Origin of the sequence: Cohnella phaseoli (assembly GCF_003386235.1) — a bacterium.
Taxonomy (GTDB): Bacteria; Bacillota; Bacilli; order Paenibacillales; family Paenibacillaceae; genus Cohnella; species Cohnella phaseoli.
The window spans coordinates 75,613-92,504 of sequence record NZ_QRDZ01000040.1 but is presented as its reverse complement, the minus strand read 5'-3'; the positions used below and the strand labels follow the sequence as shown (position 1 = coordinate 92,504).

The 16,892-nt window shown below is 56.5% G+C and carries 10 protein-coding genes; 4 read left to right on the top strand and 6 right to left on the bottom strand.

All coding sequences use genetic code 11. From position 1 onward, the window contains the following. Nucleotides 1-219 precede the first annotated feature (219 nt). Nucleotides 220-1,383, bottom strand: coding sequence for a glycoside hydrolase family 172 protein (locus tag DFP98_RS33710; RefSeq protein WP_220377210.1), 1,164 nt, complete (start codon nt 1,381-1,383; stop codon nt 220-222). Nucleotides 1,384-1,547: 164 nt separating this feature from the next. Between DFP98_RS33710 and DFP98_RS33705 the strand changes: the two genes are divergently transcribed. Continuing rightward, nucleotides 1,548-2,492, top strand: coding sequence for an AraC family transcriptional regulator (locus DFP98_RS33705; RefSeq protein WP_116065026.1), 945 nt, complete (start codon nt 1,548-1,550; stop codon nt 2,490-2,492). A 91-nt stretch (nt 2,493-2,583) separates the two neighbouring features. After that, nucleotides 2,584-3,726 carry a glycosyltransferase WbsX family protein gene (locus tag DFP98_RS33700; protein WP_116065025.1) on the top strand — a complete coding sequence of 381 codons (1,143 nt, stop codon included), beginning with the start codon at nt 2,584-2,586 and terminating at the stop codon, nt 3,724-3,726. Between the two features lie 114 nt (nt 3,727-3,840). Here the strand turns inward: DFP98_RS33700 and DFP98_RS33695 are convergent, their stop codons facing one another. From DFP98_RS33695 to DFP98_RS33675, 5 genes are all read right to left on the bottom strand, one after another. Beyond that, entirely contained in the window at nt 3,841-7,719 is a 3,879-nt protein-coding gene (locus tag DFP98_RS33695) for an S-layer homology domain-containing protein (protein ID WP_116065024.1), read from the bottom strand. A gap of 80 nt (nt 7,720-7,799) precedes the next feature. After that, entirely contained in the window at nt 7,800-8,975 is a 1,176-nt protein-coding gene (locus tag DFP98_RS33690) for a response regulator (protein ID WP_181918114.1), read from the bottom strand. Between the two features lie 87 nt (nt 8,976-9,062). Next, the gene (locus DFP98_RS33685; protein ID WP_116065022.1) at nt 9,063-9,686 is read right to left on the bottom strand and encodes a response regulator transcription factor; all 624 of its coding nucleotides are present in this window, start codon (nt 9,684-9,686) and stop codon (nt 9,063-9,065) included. A 5-nt stretch (nt 9,687-9,691) separates the two neighbouring features. Further along, nucleotides 9,692-10,909, bottom strand: a complete 1,218-nt coding sequence (locus tag DFP98_RS33680) for a sensor histidine kinase (RefSeq protein ID WP_116065021.1) — start codon at nt 10,907-10,909, stop codon at nt 9,692-9,694. Between the two features lie 12 nt (nt 10,910-10,921). Beyond that, entirely contained in the window at nt 10,922-12,946 is a 2,025-nt protein-coding gene (locus DFP98_RS33675; protein WP_181918113.1) for an S-layer homology domain-containing protein, read from the bottom strand. 344 nt (nt 12,947-13,290) lie between these two features. Between DFP98_RS33675 and DFP98_RS33670 the strand changes: the two genes are divergently transcribed. Both DFP98_RS33670 and DFP98_RS33665 read left to right on the top strand, forming a co-directional pair. Continuing rightward, nucleotides 13,291-15,066 carry an ABC transporter ATP-binding protein gene (locus DFP98_RS33670; protein WP_116065019.1) on the top strand — a complete coding sequence of 592 codons (1,776 nt, stop codon included), beginning with the start codon at nt 13,291-13,293 and terminating at the stop codon, nt 15,064-15,066. Next, on the top strand, nt 15,053-16,828 hold the full coding sequence (locus tag DFP98_RS33665; RefSeq protein ID WP_116065018.1) for an ABC transporter ATP-binding protein: 1,776 nt from the start codon (nt 15,053-15,055) through the stop codon (nt 16,826-16,828). The genes DFP98_RS33670 and DFP98_RS33665 overlap by 14 nt, the downstream gene beginning before the upstream one ends. Nucleotides 16,829-16,892 lie beyond the last annotated feature (64 nt).

Here is a 16,892-nt window from a genome sequence, read left to right as displayed (position 1 = left end):
CACTTGTATATTAGAAATAGTTCGTCGTGTGGTATCCAAATTCCTTTAAAATTTATGAAAAAGTCTCCCTATTTTCGGGAGACCTAAGTAGTAACGATAAACCACATAAAATAGACGCATCGACCGACAAAATCGCGGTGTTTATACGATTTATCGCACAAATGAACACAAAGATAATAGCCCGCACCATAAAATCCAGCGCGGGCTTTCGTCCCTTATTTATCCGTCCATCCTCGTCACCGCATCTGGCATGTCCGGCAGTCCCGCCATCCGGGCCTCGGCGTCAAGCAATCCGGGAAGCTCGTTGTCGGGACGATCCAGATAGAAGTACGCACAGCTGGACCAATCGTCCTGCCGCTCGAACAATCCCCAGTTCGGCGCTCCCCCACGCTCGGAAAAATTGACGGCCTTCAAGCCTTGTCCGGCTTTGTACACCGTCCGGCCCGCATTGTGCAGAAGCGGCTTCACCTCCGGCGACCAGCCTCCGATTTGCTGCATGGAGACGCGAATGTCCCGATGAAAATAAACCGGATCGGCGAGATGGTAACGGTAGAAGCAATAATGCATTCTCTCCGTATCGGCAATCGGGCAGCCCTGGCTCCATTGCGCGTATTGCCCTTGGCCCCATCCCGTTCCGATGTAGTCCTCGGTGCCCGTGCCGCACAGGCTGGGAAATCGCTCGTCGCCGTCGAGATATATTTTGCATTCGCCCTCGCCCCACCAGGAATGGAAATAGCGCTCGCGATCGACGATGACCCCGGCGTTCAAGCCAAGAAAACGTCCTCTCCCGCACACCCGGGGCAGGAAGGCGTAGTCGTGCTGCAAGCACGTCGGATTTTCCCTGTTGAAATACGCGTGAAAATACATCGTGTCGTCGCCATGCCCGTCTCCCACCGTATAGTTAATGTCGTAGAAGAGACTGTCCAAATCAAAACCGCTCTCGTTCGTCAACGTTATTTTCATCCCCGCCTTAAAGGGCATCGGAACGGTGCAGTGGAAGCTGCGTCCCTCCGGACTTGAAAATAGCGCGCATTCGAAAGCGGCGGTCCGCCCGAGACCGATGCCGAAGAAATCGCCAAGCGGAACGCTTACCGCCGGCTTCTCGGCACCGTCCCAGCAGCAGTCGAGCCGCAGCCCGCGCAGCATAGCCGGAGAGCGATTCTCCATCGTCATCCAGATGCGGCGGATCGTCCCGCTGCCCGCCGCTTCCTCGGCAAGTAGGATACTCGCCCCCGCTTTCAAAGGAACGTTCGGCGCCCCTTTGCGTCCTCCGTTGCTTTTTCCTCCCGCTCCTGCGGCCGCAGATGGATTTTCCGGACTCGCCCATTTGGTGCTCAACGTTAGCTTGGGCATTACGAATAGCGGATTGCAGTCGTCGTACATGTCGCCTTTCCTCCTCGATTGTTCTCCCATACTCTACAGCGCCTCCATTGTACAGGATTCGGGCGAGCATGGATTTGGCCAAAACTTCGAACTTGGCGGGGGCAATATGATAGAATATCCTCAGTAACCAACCATACAGCCGCCGGCATTGAGGGGGCGCTTAGATGAGTTCCAACCAACCACAAATAGATGAGACAAGGCAAGTAGGCTTCCAAGAGCTGGCGCCCTACGTCCGGCTTGTGCAGCACATTGAGGGGGACGACAGCTACAGGCTCCCCCCGAGAATCATCTATGATTATGAGCTTATATACGTCGTTGCCGGCCGCTGCGATTATGTTATCGAGGGCGCCGATTACCCGATCGGCTCGGGCGATCTGCTATTTATGCCGCCGATGGTGAGGCATTGCTGCTCGGTGCCTGCCGGAGAGACGTTCCGTTATTACGCCGTTCATTTCGATCTCGTCTATATGGGCGAATCGTTCGATTTCTCCGTCGACGACGTATACACGAGCCACGATTATTTGCATGCCCCGTATATTCCCGACGAGCCGGAATTGACGGAGCGCCCGGTCGTTCGCCTTGCCGAGGCCGAGCTTCCGTACGTGCTGTCGGCGCAGGAGCCGCTTGCCTGCGAATCGCTGCTGCGGTCGATGTTCCGCGTCTACGAGAGCGGCTCTTACGGCAAAGAGCTGCAGCTTCGGGCGGACATGCTGAGTCTGCTGGCCGTTATCGTCCGTCAACTGGCCACTCCCTCGGGCATCAGCAGACAGCATCCCCAAAGCGAGCGCATCCAGCAGGCCATGCAGTGGATGAAGCTCAACTACCGGATGCCGATTCAGCTCGCGGATATCGCGGCATCCGTCCATCTGTCCCCGAGCCACTTCCGCGCGCTGTTCAAGGAAGCGACGGGCAAATCTCCGATGGAGATGCTCGTGGCGCTGAGACTGGAACGCGCGAAGGAGCTTCTGCTGCATTCGGCGCTGTCTGTCGGCCAGGTCGCCGAGGAGGTCGGCTATGCCGATCTACATTATTTCAGCCGATTGTTTAAGAGATCAGAAGGGATGTCCCCTGTTCAATACGTCCAATCGCTGCGCCCTAAATTCCGCTAATCGTCCAACAGCATCGGCGTTTCGTCCAAATACGCGGTCCCTTCCATGCGATACACTCGGAGTAACCTCTTGATGAAAGGTGATTATCCGAATGAATCGTAAACCGGAAGTGGCCGTCTATTATTTTCCTAACTATCACGTCGATCCTCGCAACGAGGCCGCCCACGGTCAGGGCTGGACGGAGTGGGAGCTCGTGCGCAGAGCGACGCCGCGCTTTCCCGGCCATCAGCAGCCGAAGGTACCCTTATGGGGTTACTTGGACGAAGCGAAGCCGGAGACGGCGGAGCGGCAAATCGCGGCGGCAGCCGATCACGGCATCGACGCCTTCATCTACGATTGGTACTGGTACGAGGACGGTGCCTTCCTGAATCGGGCGCTGGAAGAAGGTTATCTGCAGGCGGGCAACAACGATCGGTTGAAATTTTCGCTGATGTGGGCCAATCACGACTGGATCAACATTTTTCCATACAAAAGGGGAATGGACCATACGCTGCTGCACAGCGGTCAAGTCTCTCTGCAAGCGTTCGAGAGAGCCTGCGATTATATGATCGAAAAATACTTCCGCCATCCGTCCTATTGGCGGGTCGACGGCGGTCTGTACTTCTCCGTGTATGAGCTGATGAGCCTGATGCAAAGTTTGGGCGGCTTGGAGGGAACAAAAGCGGCGCTGGACGGGTTCCGCGCCAAAGTACGCGCGGCGGGTCTTGGAGAGCTGCACCTGAACGCCGTTGTCTGGGGCATTCAAAACCTGCCGGGAGAACGCACGCTGGAAAATCCGGGAGAGCGCGTAAAGGAGCTTGGTTTCGATAGCGTCACCTCGTACGTATGGATTCACAACGTGCCGATGGAGACGTATCCGACCGTCAATTACCCGGCTTACGCGCTGAAGGCCGAGCAGGATTGGAGCAAATACCGCGAACAGTTCGGCGATTACGACCTCCCTTATTTCCCGAACGTCTCGATGGGCTGGGATTCGAGCCCTCGCACCGTTCAATCCGACGTGCACGCGAACATCGGCTATCCGTTCACTCCGATTCTCGTGGGCAACACGCCGGACGAATTCCGCAAGTCTCTCGCCGCGGTGAAGGGATTCTTGGCAGAAAGCGGCACGAATCCGCCGATCGTAACGATCAATTCGTGGAACGAATGGACGGAGGGCAGCTACATCGAGCCGGATACGGTTCATGGCTTCGGCTATCTGGAAGCGATCCGGGACGAGCTCGTCGGCGAATAAATGTTGGCGGCGACCCAGATCGTGTGAAAATCGCACAAACCTATTTCCACTAACGCGAAAACGGACGGCTTTCCAAGAGCGTCGCGCTCTCGAAGAACCGTCCGTTGTATCCCGCTAAATCAATCCCGATTTTTGCAGAAGCCGCTCGATCATCACCGCGACTTCCGCTCTCCGAATCAATTCCTTAGGTGCAAGCAAGCCATCGTTCGTCCCTGTTACGATACCGGCTTCGATCGTTTGCGCAACGCCGCCGATCGCCCAGGCGGAAATCTCGCCTGCATCCCCGTAAGAGCGAATCCGTTCCTCCGCAGAAAAAGCTTGTGCCCTCTCGCTCAATCCCGTAAGCTTCATCGCATTGGCGATCATCGTCATCGCCTGCTCCCGGGTGATCTTGTCGTTCGGACGGAACGTTCCGTCTTCAAAGCCGCTAATCAACCGGTAGGCATGAGCCGTTTGTACTGTGCCGCCATACCAGTCGGATTCCTTCACGTCCTTAAAGACGTTTGCGTCGGCGCTCGGTCGGAGTCCCAGGGCGCGCACGATCATAGCCGCGAACTCGGCGCGAGTGATGTCGCGGTTTGGGCCGAATTGATTGTCGCCGACTCCGCCCACGACCATTCGCGAGCCCATGCCGTTGACGGCGCCCTTCGCCCAGTGCCGTTCGACGTCCTCGAACGCAACCGGATTCGATACGAGAGAGTACGTGCTGTTCGTCAAGCTGTGGATAACCGCATACGCGGCTCCGTTGCGAACTTCCAGCTTCGTCGGTACCGATCGGATCGTTCCGTCTTCGTGCAGGACTACGGTGGTCGTGACGGTTCCCGCTTCGGTTCCCTGAGGAATCGGGATTTCGCGCTCCACGAAAGAATTAAAGCTCGTCACCCGAATCGTACGACCGCCGGATGAGGCCGTGACCTCGAAGTCGATCGGTGAAGCGACGAGGCTGAATCCGCCGGCTTGCGCCGCCTTCCGGAGTCGTTCGACGTTTGCGCCGTCGCTTCGGACAATATCCGCCTGAACGGTGACGTTCTCCGGCAGCGTTCCCGCCCCGAACTGCGCCAGCAGCCGTTCGATCGGCACTTCGGCCGCCGGTAGCCTGTAGCTGCCGTTCGGCGTACGAATATCCAGAACGGCGCCTTTCTCCGCCAGTGCTTTGACGGCATCCCCCGTAAGGACCACGCTCACTTTATCCGCGCTGAGGGAAACAGGGATAACGATGATCGGACGATCCCCCGCCTCCTTCAACCGTTCGATCAGCTTGGCCGCGTTCACGGTCGCCGTCAGCACGGTTCGTCCGTCTTGATCGGTCATCTTCCCGGTTGCCACGGCTACCGCCGCATTGCCGTTAATCGTTATCGCCAGATCGGCATCGGTCTGATCCGGCTGGGCAGGCGTCACGCTTCCGCCTCCCCCTCCTCCGCCGTTGCCGGGAGACCCGCCTCCGCCGGAAGAACCTCCTCCGCTTTGCCTCGTTACCGCGATCGTATAGTTCTTCTTAGCGCCGTTCTGCGCCACGACTTCCACCGTGATCGTATTGCTACCGGCGACGAGATCGATCGGACGGCTTACCTGCCCGCTTGGGACCGGTTCGCCGTTAACCGTCACGCTCGCTTTGCGACCGGCTTGCGCGGTCGGGGTTACCGTGATGCTGGCGACCCCGCTCGCCACAGATGCGGTATAATCGGTCGTGGCCGGGTCGAACGCCCGATCCAGCGTGCCGGACGACAGATGTAACGCGGTCAAATCCCGAAGCGTACTTAGAGCTCGCCGGATGGCGGGTCCTCCTTCATCGTAGAAAGCCGCATAGGGGGTTCCGTCGTCTACGGATAGTCCCACGATTGCCGCTTGTCCCGTCGAAAGGTTCGCATCTCCTACGAGGAGCCATTTGTCCACCAAAGCCTCGTATTGTACGACCGTCGCCGCGCCGCCCAAACGCCGGTCCGAGAATACCGCGTAAGGAACGCCGCCGTCTATCGCGAACGCGATCTCGGACGAATAGCCTTCGAAGGGATTCATTCCGCCCAAGAAGCCCCACTCTCCGCCTTCATACTTCGCTACCAAAGCGAACTCGTTGTCATGCAATCCCAAATAAACGACGCCGTCTTCTATCTCCAAGCTTCCGATATTCACATACCGGGGGCCGTCCTCATCTTCTATGGCAGGCACCCAACCGCCGCCGATATATTTTTGAACGACAATTTGTCCATCCGTCTGCGGATACGCGACATAAGGAATTCCGTTGTCTACCGTCACGGACAAAGCTCCGCTGGCATAATAGTCTTCGTAGAGGGAAGAACCAATCGGCTCCCAGCTTCCGTTCTCATGCTTCATCACTCTGACGGCCGAAATAGAATTGGTTACTCGTTCGAAGTATGCCGCATAGACAATTCCTTCTTCCACGTGTACCGCGACATTGTACGCCTCGTCGTCCGAGAATCCGGCTCCGCCCACGGGGTGCCATGCTCCGTCCTGATATTTCGCGACGGTCGCTTTCCAGCCTTCGGCTTCATCCGAATACGCCGCATAAGGAATTCCGCCGTCGACGCTGAAAGACACGTGATCCCCGGCATCGGCTTCTCCGAATGAGAAGAGGCCGCCGACAGAATGCCACTCCCGGCTCGTATCCTTCACAATCTGATACGTTTTTGCCTGGACGTAATTCTCCGCCGATACCGAGATCAACGCAATGCCCGGAGTCAACACGCCTTTCGATATCGTGATTTTCCCTTCGGTTATCTCGTATTCGGTCCCGGCGGCAAGCGCGACGCCGTCGACCTTCACCGCGGTAACGGCTGAACGCCAAGCCGCATCGTCCGGGAACGTAATCTCGATGTCGTGTCCGTCATCGTTATCGATCGTATCCCCCGCTAACTCCGGCGAAGCTCGGTAAAGACTCATCACCTTTATTCTGTCGCTGTCCTCTTCCCGATAGGAAAGATACGGGATGCCGTCGGATACGGCCAACGAGAGAGTCGATACCGGCTCCGCGGATAACCCCGCTCGTCCGACCGTTATCCACTCAGCGCCGTCGTATTTCATTACGGTCGCCTTTCCGCCATTATCCCAGTCCTTAAATGCCGCATAAGGCGTACCGCGATCGAAGTACAACGAGAGGTCGTCGACCTGATCGGGCGAAAATCCGGCGTCGCCGACCGCCACCCAATCGTTGCCGTCATACCTTTTTACCGTAGCTCGAGAGTTTTCGTCATTGTCCTTATAGATCAAATACGGAATATCGTTATCGATCGCCAAGACGCCGCCTCCAAACGACGTTCCCGGAGAGCTCAGCGGCACCCACTGGTTGCCGTCATACTTCATCACGTTCATGCTGAGCGTACTCTGATAAACGACGTAAGGATGGTCTGAAGAGTCTGCCGCAACGGAAATGCCATTGATCGGCCCGGAGAAGCCGGCGGGGCCTACCGTAACCCAATCGCTGCCGTCGTGCTTCATCACCGTCCCTTTCCACCCATTGTCCCGATCTCGATATGCCAGGTAAGGCGTGCCGTAGACAGAGACGCTTACCGACATGGAATACGCCGCTCCCGCGGTAAATCCGGCATGGCCTATCGTCTCCCAGCCGCTGCCGTTGAATTTCTTCATCGTTGCTTTGCCGTCGTTATCCCCATCCATATAAGCGACGTAGGGCGTACCGGACCCGTCGAGCTCCATAAGCGGCTGATCCAACCAACTGTCCGCTTCCACCGGATTGCCGACGGTCTCCCAACCGCTGCCCCCGTGCTTCATCAGCTTCGCCTGGCCGTCTTCGTTCAGATACATCACATAAGGAGCGCCGTCATAGACGGCGATGGACGTCTGTGAGCCCTTCTCCGTGATGGCCGGGTCTCCGACCTCGCCCCAATCCAGCGCTGCGGGCGCCGCTTCCGCCGTTCCCGCGACCGGCCCTCCGATCGCTCCCAAAATTCCGCCTGATACCAGCAGCGCCGATAACAGTAACAGTGCGCCGACTCGTTTCTTCCCTCTTTCAAACATGTTCTGCCTCCAAGCTTCGTATGATGTTTGATCCGTGATTAAGTGTAAAGCACGCCAATGATACAACAATGACAACTCGACTACCCGGCGTCGATCGTCGATTGCAAATGAGCGTACAGCTTCCGCAGTTCCTCGGAAGGCTCGATATTCAGTTCCTGTCGCAATATTCTTGCATAAGCTTCATAGCGTTTCGTCAAGGAGGCTCGATCTTTCTTCATTGCATAGACGCGGAGCAGCAACTCGACGTTCTCTTCGTCCAGTTCATTGCGATCGGACAGCTTGCTCAGAAGCCGGAGGGGAACGTCCGTATGCCGGCGCTCCATCAGCTCGCGCGCCAGCTTTTTGACGAATCCGGCATACACGGCGAAAAGACGCTCCGCCTCCCCCAGCGCCCAGGCGTATCCCTTCTCGCCGAACAAATCCCCGGCGTACAGCTTCTCGATCTCCAGAGCCGTCTCCGGCTCGAAGACGGCAGATCCGTCATTCCGTCCCAATCGGCCCTCAAACTCCACGAAATCGATCCAGGCGCCGGCAAGATGTACCCCGTAACCATCGGCGTCCGATTGAATCAGGGTTTTCAAGCCGTGAGAATCCAGCGCTTTTCTCAATTGGTAGACGGACGTGTTCAGATAGATTTCCGCGTTTTTGGGCGGCAACTCGCCGAACACGTCGGAGATCAGCCTCGCGCGCGATACCATCCTGCCGCGATGCAGCAGCAGATAACCGAACAACTCGGCGCTTTTTCTGGAATTCCATTTCACCCTTTCTCCACCGCTAAACAGCTCAAGCCCGCCCAACGCATAAATCCGAATGGAGCCGAACTCCTTCTTCCACGGCGACATCGATTCGGGTAAACGAGATGACTCGGATAACCGACGGAACGCTTGCGCGCGCTTTATCGAACGCTCGATTCGCTCCAAGGATACGGGTTTGACGATATAATCGAGCGCCTGAAGCTCGAACGCTTGCACAGCGTAATCTTTATGCGAGGTGATAAAAACGATCGAAAGGTCCGGTCGCAGCGCAATCAAGCGCTCGGCCAGGCGCAATCCGCTTTCCCCGGGCATGCGGATTTCGATGAACGCCAAATGAACGTCCTCCTCTTCGGCGAATCGGACAGAGGCAGCCGCGTCCGAGAAGCATCCGACGACTTCGACATCCGGCAGCTTGCCGAGCATTCCGGACATAATCAGATGCATAGCCCCTTCGTCGACGACGATTGCTCTTACGGGGCCGCCGCCTTCCCGCTGACTCATGTTCTCATCTCCTGCGGTCGTTGTTTCGCGAATATTCATTTTATAAGGAAACGGACAAAGAAAAAATCCCCCGTTCAGGGGGGATTCTCAGAAAGTAATGTGAAGTTGTTCGGCTCGCCGGAGCAGTTGGACCCGATTGCTCACGTCCAGCTTCCGATACACGTTTTTCATATGCCATTTGACGGTTTCGGCGGCGATATTCAGCCGTGCGGCGATTTCTTTGTTCGACAATCCTTCGAAAACGAGGAGCATGACTCTCATTTCCTGCTCAGTCAACATTCCTTCGCTCAGCGTTCTCACGTTACTGGGGGATGGCCCGGGACGGAAACTCCCGTCGTTCGCTTTCCTGTCTCTTCGGCGGATCTTGTCCAGAACGAGCGACATTCTCCCGGCGGTTACCGGCTTCATCACATAATCGAGCGCGCTTAATTCGAACGCCCGGACCGCATATTCTTCGTAGCCAGTCGCAAACACGATGCGGATATCGGGATCGATCTCGCCCAGCAGGCTTGCCAGCCGCAGGCCGTCGAGTTCGGGCATCGAGATGTCCAGAAAAGCCAGCTCGAGCCGGCGCTCCTTCGCATATTGATACGCCTCCCACGGATTCTGGGTCATATGAACGATTTCGATCTCGTCAAATTCGGACAGCATTATCTTTAACCGCTCTACAGCCAGTTCCTCATCGTCCACGATCATCGTTCTCAGCCGCATCCGCTTCACCCTCCCGTCGATCCGGACGTTCCCGCAGGAATGCGAAAAACGACCTTCGTTCCGGCGCCTTCGGCGCTCTCAACCCGCAAGCTTCTGCCGTACAGCAGTTCGAGACGCTCGCCGATATTCCGCAGCCCCACGCCCTTCGTCTTCCGCTTGCGCACGGCTTCCAACTGCTCCGCGCTCATCCCGCATCCGTCATCCTCCACGGCTATCGTAAGCTCGTCGTCCGGATGTTGAACGACGGAGATTTTCACCTTTCCGCCGCGCAGCGTGGACATCAGCCCGTGCCTCACGGCATTTTCCACTAACGGCTGCAAGATCAACGGCGGGATCGGAGTATGGGGGCGGACGGCATCTACGTCGTATTCCACGACCAATCGGGCCCCAAAGCGCGCTTTCTCCACATTTAGATAAGCCCTGACGAGCTCCAGCTCACGGGCAACGGAGGTCAGGGAATCGAGTCGATCGAAAGCAAAGCTTTTTCTTAAATACTGCGAAAACTCCAGCGTCAACTCCTCGGCTTTGCGGGGATCCTTGAGACATAGCGTCGCGATCGAATTCAACGTGTTATAAAGAAAATGCGGCTTGATCTGGGAACGCAAAAAGGCGATTTCCGCATCCTTGGTCTCGGCCTGCAGCTGTTGATTTCTCCGAAGCATATCATTGATCGTTTCGCTTAACGCCGTGAACACCAGGACGGATCCGACGATAATAGCGGCATGGATTCCATGCATCTGCAGCGTGTGCATACTGAAACCTCTGACGACCGTGACGACGATAAGGCCGACGACGCAGTAGAACATGGCCAACGCCGCCGCGATATCGATTCTCATTCTTTCCGCGGCGGCGAAAAATCGTTTTCGGACATACAGGATCGCAGGCATGCTGAAGGCAAGCGTTAACAGAGTCGTGTAAAAGCCCGCGTCCATCCCCATAAACAATCGATAGAGAACGATAAGCGCCGACAGGGCCAAGCCCGCTCCCGTCCCGCCGTATAAGGTTCCAAGCAGCAGAGGAACGATCCGGATATCCAGCCGTATGCCCTGCGCCATATAGGCGGGGAAGGACATGCACAGCAGGATCGCCAATCCCATCGCCGCGGACAGGATGACGTTCGAGCGCGGCTTGTCCGATCTCCTTCCCGCATTGAAGATCTGGGAAATCGATACAATCGTTGCGATAATCGCCATTTGCGTCAAGAAATCTTTGAGCACATTCATCTTCCCATTATATCAGGGGTTTGCAAAGATACGATAGGAAGCAAAACGCAGCATGACCGTCGCCGCCTCCGCTCGCGTGGCCGATTCTTTCGGACGGAAGAAGCTTCCGCCTCTGCCCTTCATGAGCTCCAGCCGGTTCAACTCCTCCGCCGCGGCTTTCGCCCACGCCGGAATGTCGCGATCATCCGCGAAAGACGTCGGCGATCCCTCAGGCAGCGATAGCCGCGACGCTCGGGCCAGCATAACGGCGATCTCGGCGCGCGAAACGTTCGCGTTCGGGCGGAACGAGCCGTCCGCGTAACCGGATACGATCCCGGCTTGCGACGCCTGAGCAACCCCCTTCCTTGCCCATTCTCCAATCCCGGCAACATCCGTAAATCCGGATTCCGCAGCTTCGTCCGCCGGCATTCCGAGCGCGTTCATCAGCATGACCGCGAATTCCGCCCGGCTCACGGGGGCGTTCGGCCGGAACGATCCGTTCGCATACCCCGATACGAGACCTTTCCCGGTCGCCTCCAGGATGGCGTCCTCCGCCCAGTGTCCGCCTATATCGCTAAACTTAGGCTCCGCAGGCTTCTGCTCCGAACCTACGGCAAACACCGCGAATTTCGTAAAATGGTCCACCTGGACCGAGAGCAGGCCGTCGGCCGCCGCGCCGCCGATTTCCACCCACTGCGCCGACGCTTCGTCGTAATAGAATACGACGGGCTTCTGACCTTCCGCCAAGCGGGCCGAATCGTAAGCCAGCTTCAATGTGACCGGCCTCTTGAAGTTCTCGGGAACGTTTTTCGTGATTTCGAAGATCGAACTGAGCAAACGTTCCTTATCGAATAGAAGCTTGCCGGTGTCCAGCACTTCTTCGATGACGAGAATCAGCTCCCGCTCCGCTGCGCCGGCCGGAACCGATACGCGAACCGCCTCGCCGAGACTCAGCAGTCCCGCTCTCCCGACGGGAAGCGTCAAGCGGCCGTTCGTGGAACTCAAAGGTCCATCGTCATGCGATGCCGCGCCTGAGCCTCCGCCGTTGGAAGAAGATGCGGCAGCGCCGCGCCTAACCGTCACCGTGTAGGTTTGAACTTCGCCGGTTAACGGCGTCACGTCGATTCGAATCGGGTTGCTCCCCACGTTCAGACCAATTGCTTCGCTGGCTTGTCCGCTGGAGACTTCGGTTCCGTTCACCGTCAACAAGGCATGAACGTCATATACGCTCGCCGTGACCGATAAGCTGGACACTCCATAGGCTACATCGGCTACGTAGGACGTGATCGACGGGTCAAATTCCGGGAAGAGAGCCCCTGTCGACAACGATAATGCGCTTAATTCCGCATGACCGCCCGTTACGATCGGAACCGGCGTCGGTCCCGAGTACAGGGCGATCGGAATCGCGGAAAGATCCGGATCGTTGCTATCGATCAAGCTCGACATCATCGTGAACGTGACGAGACCCTTATCCGTGAAGCTGGACATCGCCCGGCTTTGCGTTTGGCTATTATGCCGGGGCTCGTTGTCGTAAAACGTCACTTGCTCCGAGGCTTCGATGTAAATTTCGGTTCGGTCGTCCACCGGTTCCCTGTTATTCCCGTAAACCGCATAAGTTACGCTCACAAATCCCGTTCTATTCGGATCCGCGACCGGTCGGCCCGCCTGAATGGCCGCGATCGGCTTGGCCCGGGGCTTGCTCTCGGCGATCTCCGAGAGGTAGACCTTCGAGCTGTTGTACACATCCTCGTATTCAAACCGGGGAACCCAACTGATCCCTGTCGCCGAGTCGTGAACAAACCCTCCGATCATCCTTTTATAGTCGGGATTCATAATGGAAAATGAAGCTTGTCCGGCCTGATTGTCCGAAGTAAGCGGTGTCGAGCCGTCTTGCAAACGCAAATAAAGCCGTTCATCGGCTTGAAGCGTATGGCCGTCAATTTCGAATTGGAGTTCCCCCTTCGTATTGATACACCCGCTGACCGCAGCCGCAATGAATAACAGAACGATCGACAAACTTAGCATCCTTCCGAAAACGAACCTTTTACTTAAGTTCAATTGTTCTCTTCTCCCTCTGCTTTTGACTGAATGCGTAACTTCAAGCATAACGCTCGCCAATGACAGAAGAATGACGGAAATCGGAGAGCACCGCCTTCGCCGTTGCGATTCATAATGCGACGGGTCGGCGTAAACGGAAGCAAATACGAAGCGATTCGCGAAAAACTAAGAATGCATCGTCCCCGAGTCGCGTCTTCGTTCAATTTGGCGCTCTTATCCGCTTTTCACCCGATTTGTCTCCGATAGCTTTATTGCCAAGCGTGATATAATCTCCATAGTTTGCGCAAATCGGGAGCCCGTCCTCGGCGCTCCGACACCTACAACAAATAAAAGCCGGTGATGGAATGTTTCAGCTAAAGTGGCTATGGCAAAATTTGAAAGGAGATCGGGTACGGTACGTACTCGCTTTATTGTTCTCGGTCGTCGGCTCCTCGCTCACGATCGTGAACCCGTACATCGGCCAGCTCATCGTCGATACGTTCATTACGGGCGCAGACGCGGCTCAGAAGCTGACCGACGAGCGGGCGCTGCTCATCGGGCTGTGCCTGGGCATGATCGGCTTTTCCCTTCTCCGTACGGGACTGGCTTACTTCACGACTCTGATGTACGAGCGCGCTTCGCAGAACATGCTCTACCGCATCCGCATTTTTCTGTACAACAAAATTCAAGGCCAGGACATGCACTATTACGACCACAATCGCACAGGCGACCTCATGACCAAAATGACGGGCGACCTGGATATGGTCCGGCATACGATGTCCTGGATTTTCAAGACGATCATCGAGTCGTTAACGGTGTTTGTGGCCGCAGTCGCCTATTTCTTTTACATCGACGCGGCGCTGACCTGGTGGATGCTGCTGCTGTCCCCTCCGATTTTTATCGTGACCTTTCTGTTCGCCAGACGCGTTCGCCCCATGTACACCGATCTCAGGGAGCGTTTGTCGCAGCTGAATACGATGACTCAGGAGAACATTGCAGGCAATCGCGTCGTTAAAGCGTTCGCCAGAGAAGAGTACGAGGTCGAGAAATTCAACGAGAAAAACATCAACTTCGCCAAAGCGAACAAAGCCGCGGCCATGGTGTGGCTCGATTACTTTCCGTATCTGGAGACGTTGGCCCAAGGCTTCACCGTGATTCTGATGATCGCCGGCGGATTGTTCGTCATGGACGGGCGCATCACCTTCGGGGAGTTCTCCGCCTTCTCCGCGCTGATCTGGGGCTTGTCCAACCCAATGCGCAACATCGGTATCATCATTAACGATATTCAGCGCTTCTTCGCAAGCTTGAGCAAAATCGTCGAGGTGTACTATGCGCATCCGAAAATCGTCAACGAGCATAAAGGAGACGCGAAGCGGCGTTACACGGGGCGAATTCAATTCGATCAGGTGAGCTTCAAGTACGACAATGCGATGGTTTTGGAAAATATCAGCTTCTCTGTCGAGCCCGGCGAGACGATCGCCATTATGGGCGCCACCGGTTCGGGCAAAACGACGTTGATCAATCTGATCCCCCGCTTCTACGACGTTGCGAAAGGGCGCGTGCTTGTCGACGGTACCGATGTACGCGAGCTGGAGCTGGATGAGCTGCGCGGCAATATCGGAGTAGCGACTCAGGACGTCCTGCTGTTCTCCGACACGATCGACGGCAATATCGCCTTCGGCAATCCGGAGATGCCGGAGGATGAAGTCGTGAAGTTTGCCGAATTGGCGGCCGCTCACAACTTCATTCGCAAAATGCCGGAAGGCTACAATACGATCGTCGGGGAACGCGGCGTCGGCCTATCGGGCGGACAGAAGCAGCGTATCGCCCTGGCGCGGGCGATGGCCGTGCAGCCGCCGATTCTGATTCTTGACGATACGACTTCGGCGGTGGATTTGGAGACGGAGGAACACATTCAGCAAAGCTTGCGAGAACTGGATTATTCCTGTACGAAAATCATCATCGCGCAGCGGGTATCCACCACGGCGCAGGCCGACCGTATTCTCATTCTGGATAACGGCCGCGTGATCGAAGAAGGCACCCATGCCGAGCTGCTGACCAAGCGGGGCTATTATTACGAGGTATTCATGCTGCAGAACGAAGGCATCGGAAGGCAGGCGACAGCGAATGGCCAGAAATAAATTCGACATCGACGAAGAGCTGGAATCGCCGTTTAATATACGGCATTTCCGACGTGCGCTCGTCTATATCAAACGGCAGAAGAAGCCGATGATCATCGCTTTCGTCCTGAGTGCGCTATCGGCCGGCATCGGGCTCTCCGCGCCGCTTATTATGCAGCACGTCGTCGACGTCACGATTCCCGCTAAGGACAAGACGGGCCTGGTTGGCTGGTCGGCGCTTATTTTCGCCACCATCGTCTTCAGCGTCATCCTGGCCACCATTCGTTCGCGCATTATGACGCGCGTCGGCCAAGACATTATTTTCGAGATTCGCCACGATCTGTTTAAGCACTTGCAGAAGCTTCCTTTCCAGTATTACGACGACCGGCCGCAGGGCAAAATTCTCATCCGCGTCGTCAACTACGTCAATGCCGTGTCGGATGTGCTGTCCAACGGGATTATCAACTTTATACTCGAAATTATGAACCTGTTGTTCATCGCCGCCTTCATGTTCGCGGTGGACGCGCGGCTGTCGCTGATCATTCTCGGCGGGCTGCCGATCTTCCTCGGCATTATGCTGCTGATCAAGACCAAACAGCGCCGGGCCTGGCAGGCGGTATCCAACAAAAGCTCCAACCTGAACGCTTATATGCAGGAGAGTATCAGCGGCATTCGCGTCACGCAAATCTTCACCCGCGAAGAACGCAACGAAGGGCTGTTCACCCGACTGGCCGCCAATGCCCGCCAAACGTGGATGAAGGCGATGTATTTGAACTTTCTCGTTCCGTTCACGGTGGACAACCTGACGACGATCGTTACGACGGCGCTTTTCTTCGTGGGACTGCTGTGGATGGGGCCGGCCGAGATTACCTTCGGCGTCATTCTCGCCATGAGCGGCTATGCGGCGCGCTTCTGGCAGCCGATTCTCAACCTTTCCAACCTGTATAACAGCTTTATCAACGCCATCGCCTATTTGGAACGTATTTTCGAGACGCTTGACGAGCCGGTAACCGTAACCGACGTTCCCGATGCGCTCGAGCTGCCGACGCTGCAAGGTCGAGTTACATTTGACGACGTGACCTTCGCCTATGAACCGGGACATAATATTTTGGAGCATCTGAGCTTCGATATTAAGCCCGGCGAGAGCGTCGCCCTCGTCGGCCCGACGGGCGCGGGCAAGACGACGGTCGTCAACCTGATCTCCCGCTTCTATAATGTAACGGGAGGCCGGATTCTCGTCGACGGTCAAGATATCGCGGAGGCGACGCTGCAATCGCTGCGCAGCCAGATGGGCATCATGCTGCAGGACAGCTTTATTTTCTCCGGTACGATTATGGACAATATCCGTTACGGCAAGCTCGACGCTACCGAGGAGGAAGTGATCGCAGCCGCCAAAACGGTGCGCGCCGACGATTTTATTCGCGAGTTCGAGAGAGGCTACATGACGGAGGTCAACGAGCGCGGCTCGAAGCTGTCCCAGGGGCAGCGCCAGTTGATCTCGTTCGCCAGAACGCTGCTGGCCAATCCGCGCATTCTGATTTTGGACGAGGCGACTTCATCCATCGACGCCCGAACGGAACGTTTGCTGCAGCAAGGGCTGAACGAACTGCTCAAGGGCCGAACGTCGTTCATTATCGCGCACCGTCTCTCTACCGTCAAAAACTGCGACCGCATTATGTACATCTCCGACAAAGGCGTCGCCGAGTCCGGTTCGCACGACGAACTGCTTGCCTTGCGGGGACGTTACCACAAGCTGTACAGCGCTCAGAAGATGGAGGCTTAAACCTTCCTTATAGAAACAACCCGTCCACGAGTTTTTCGCTCGTCGGCGGGTCGCTTTTATTGGT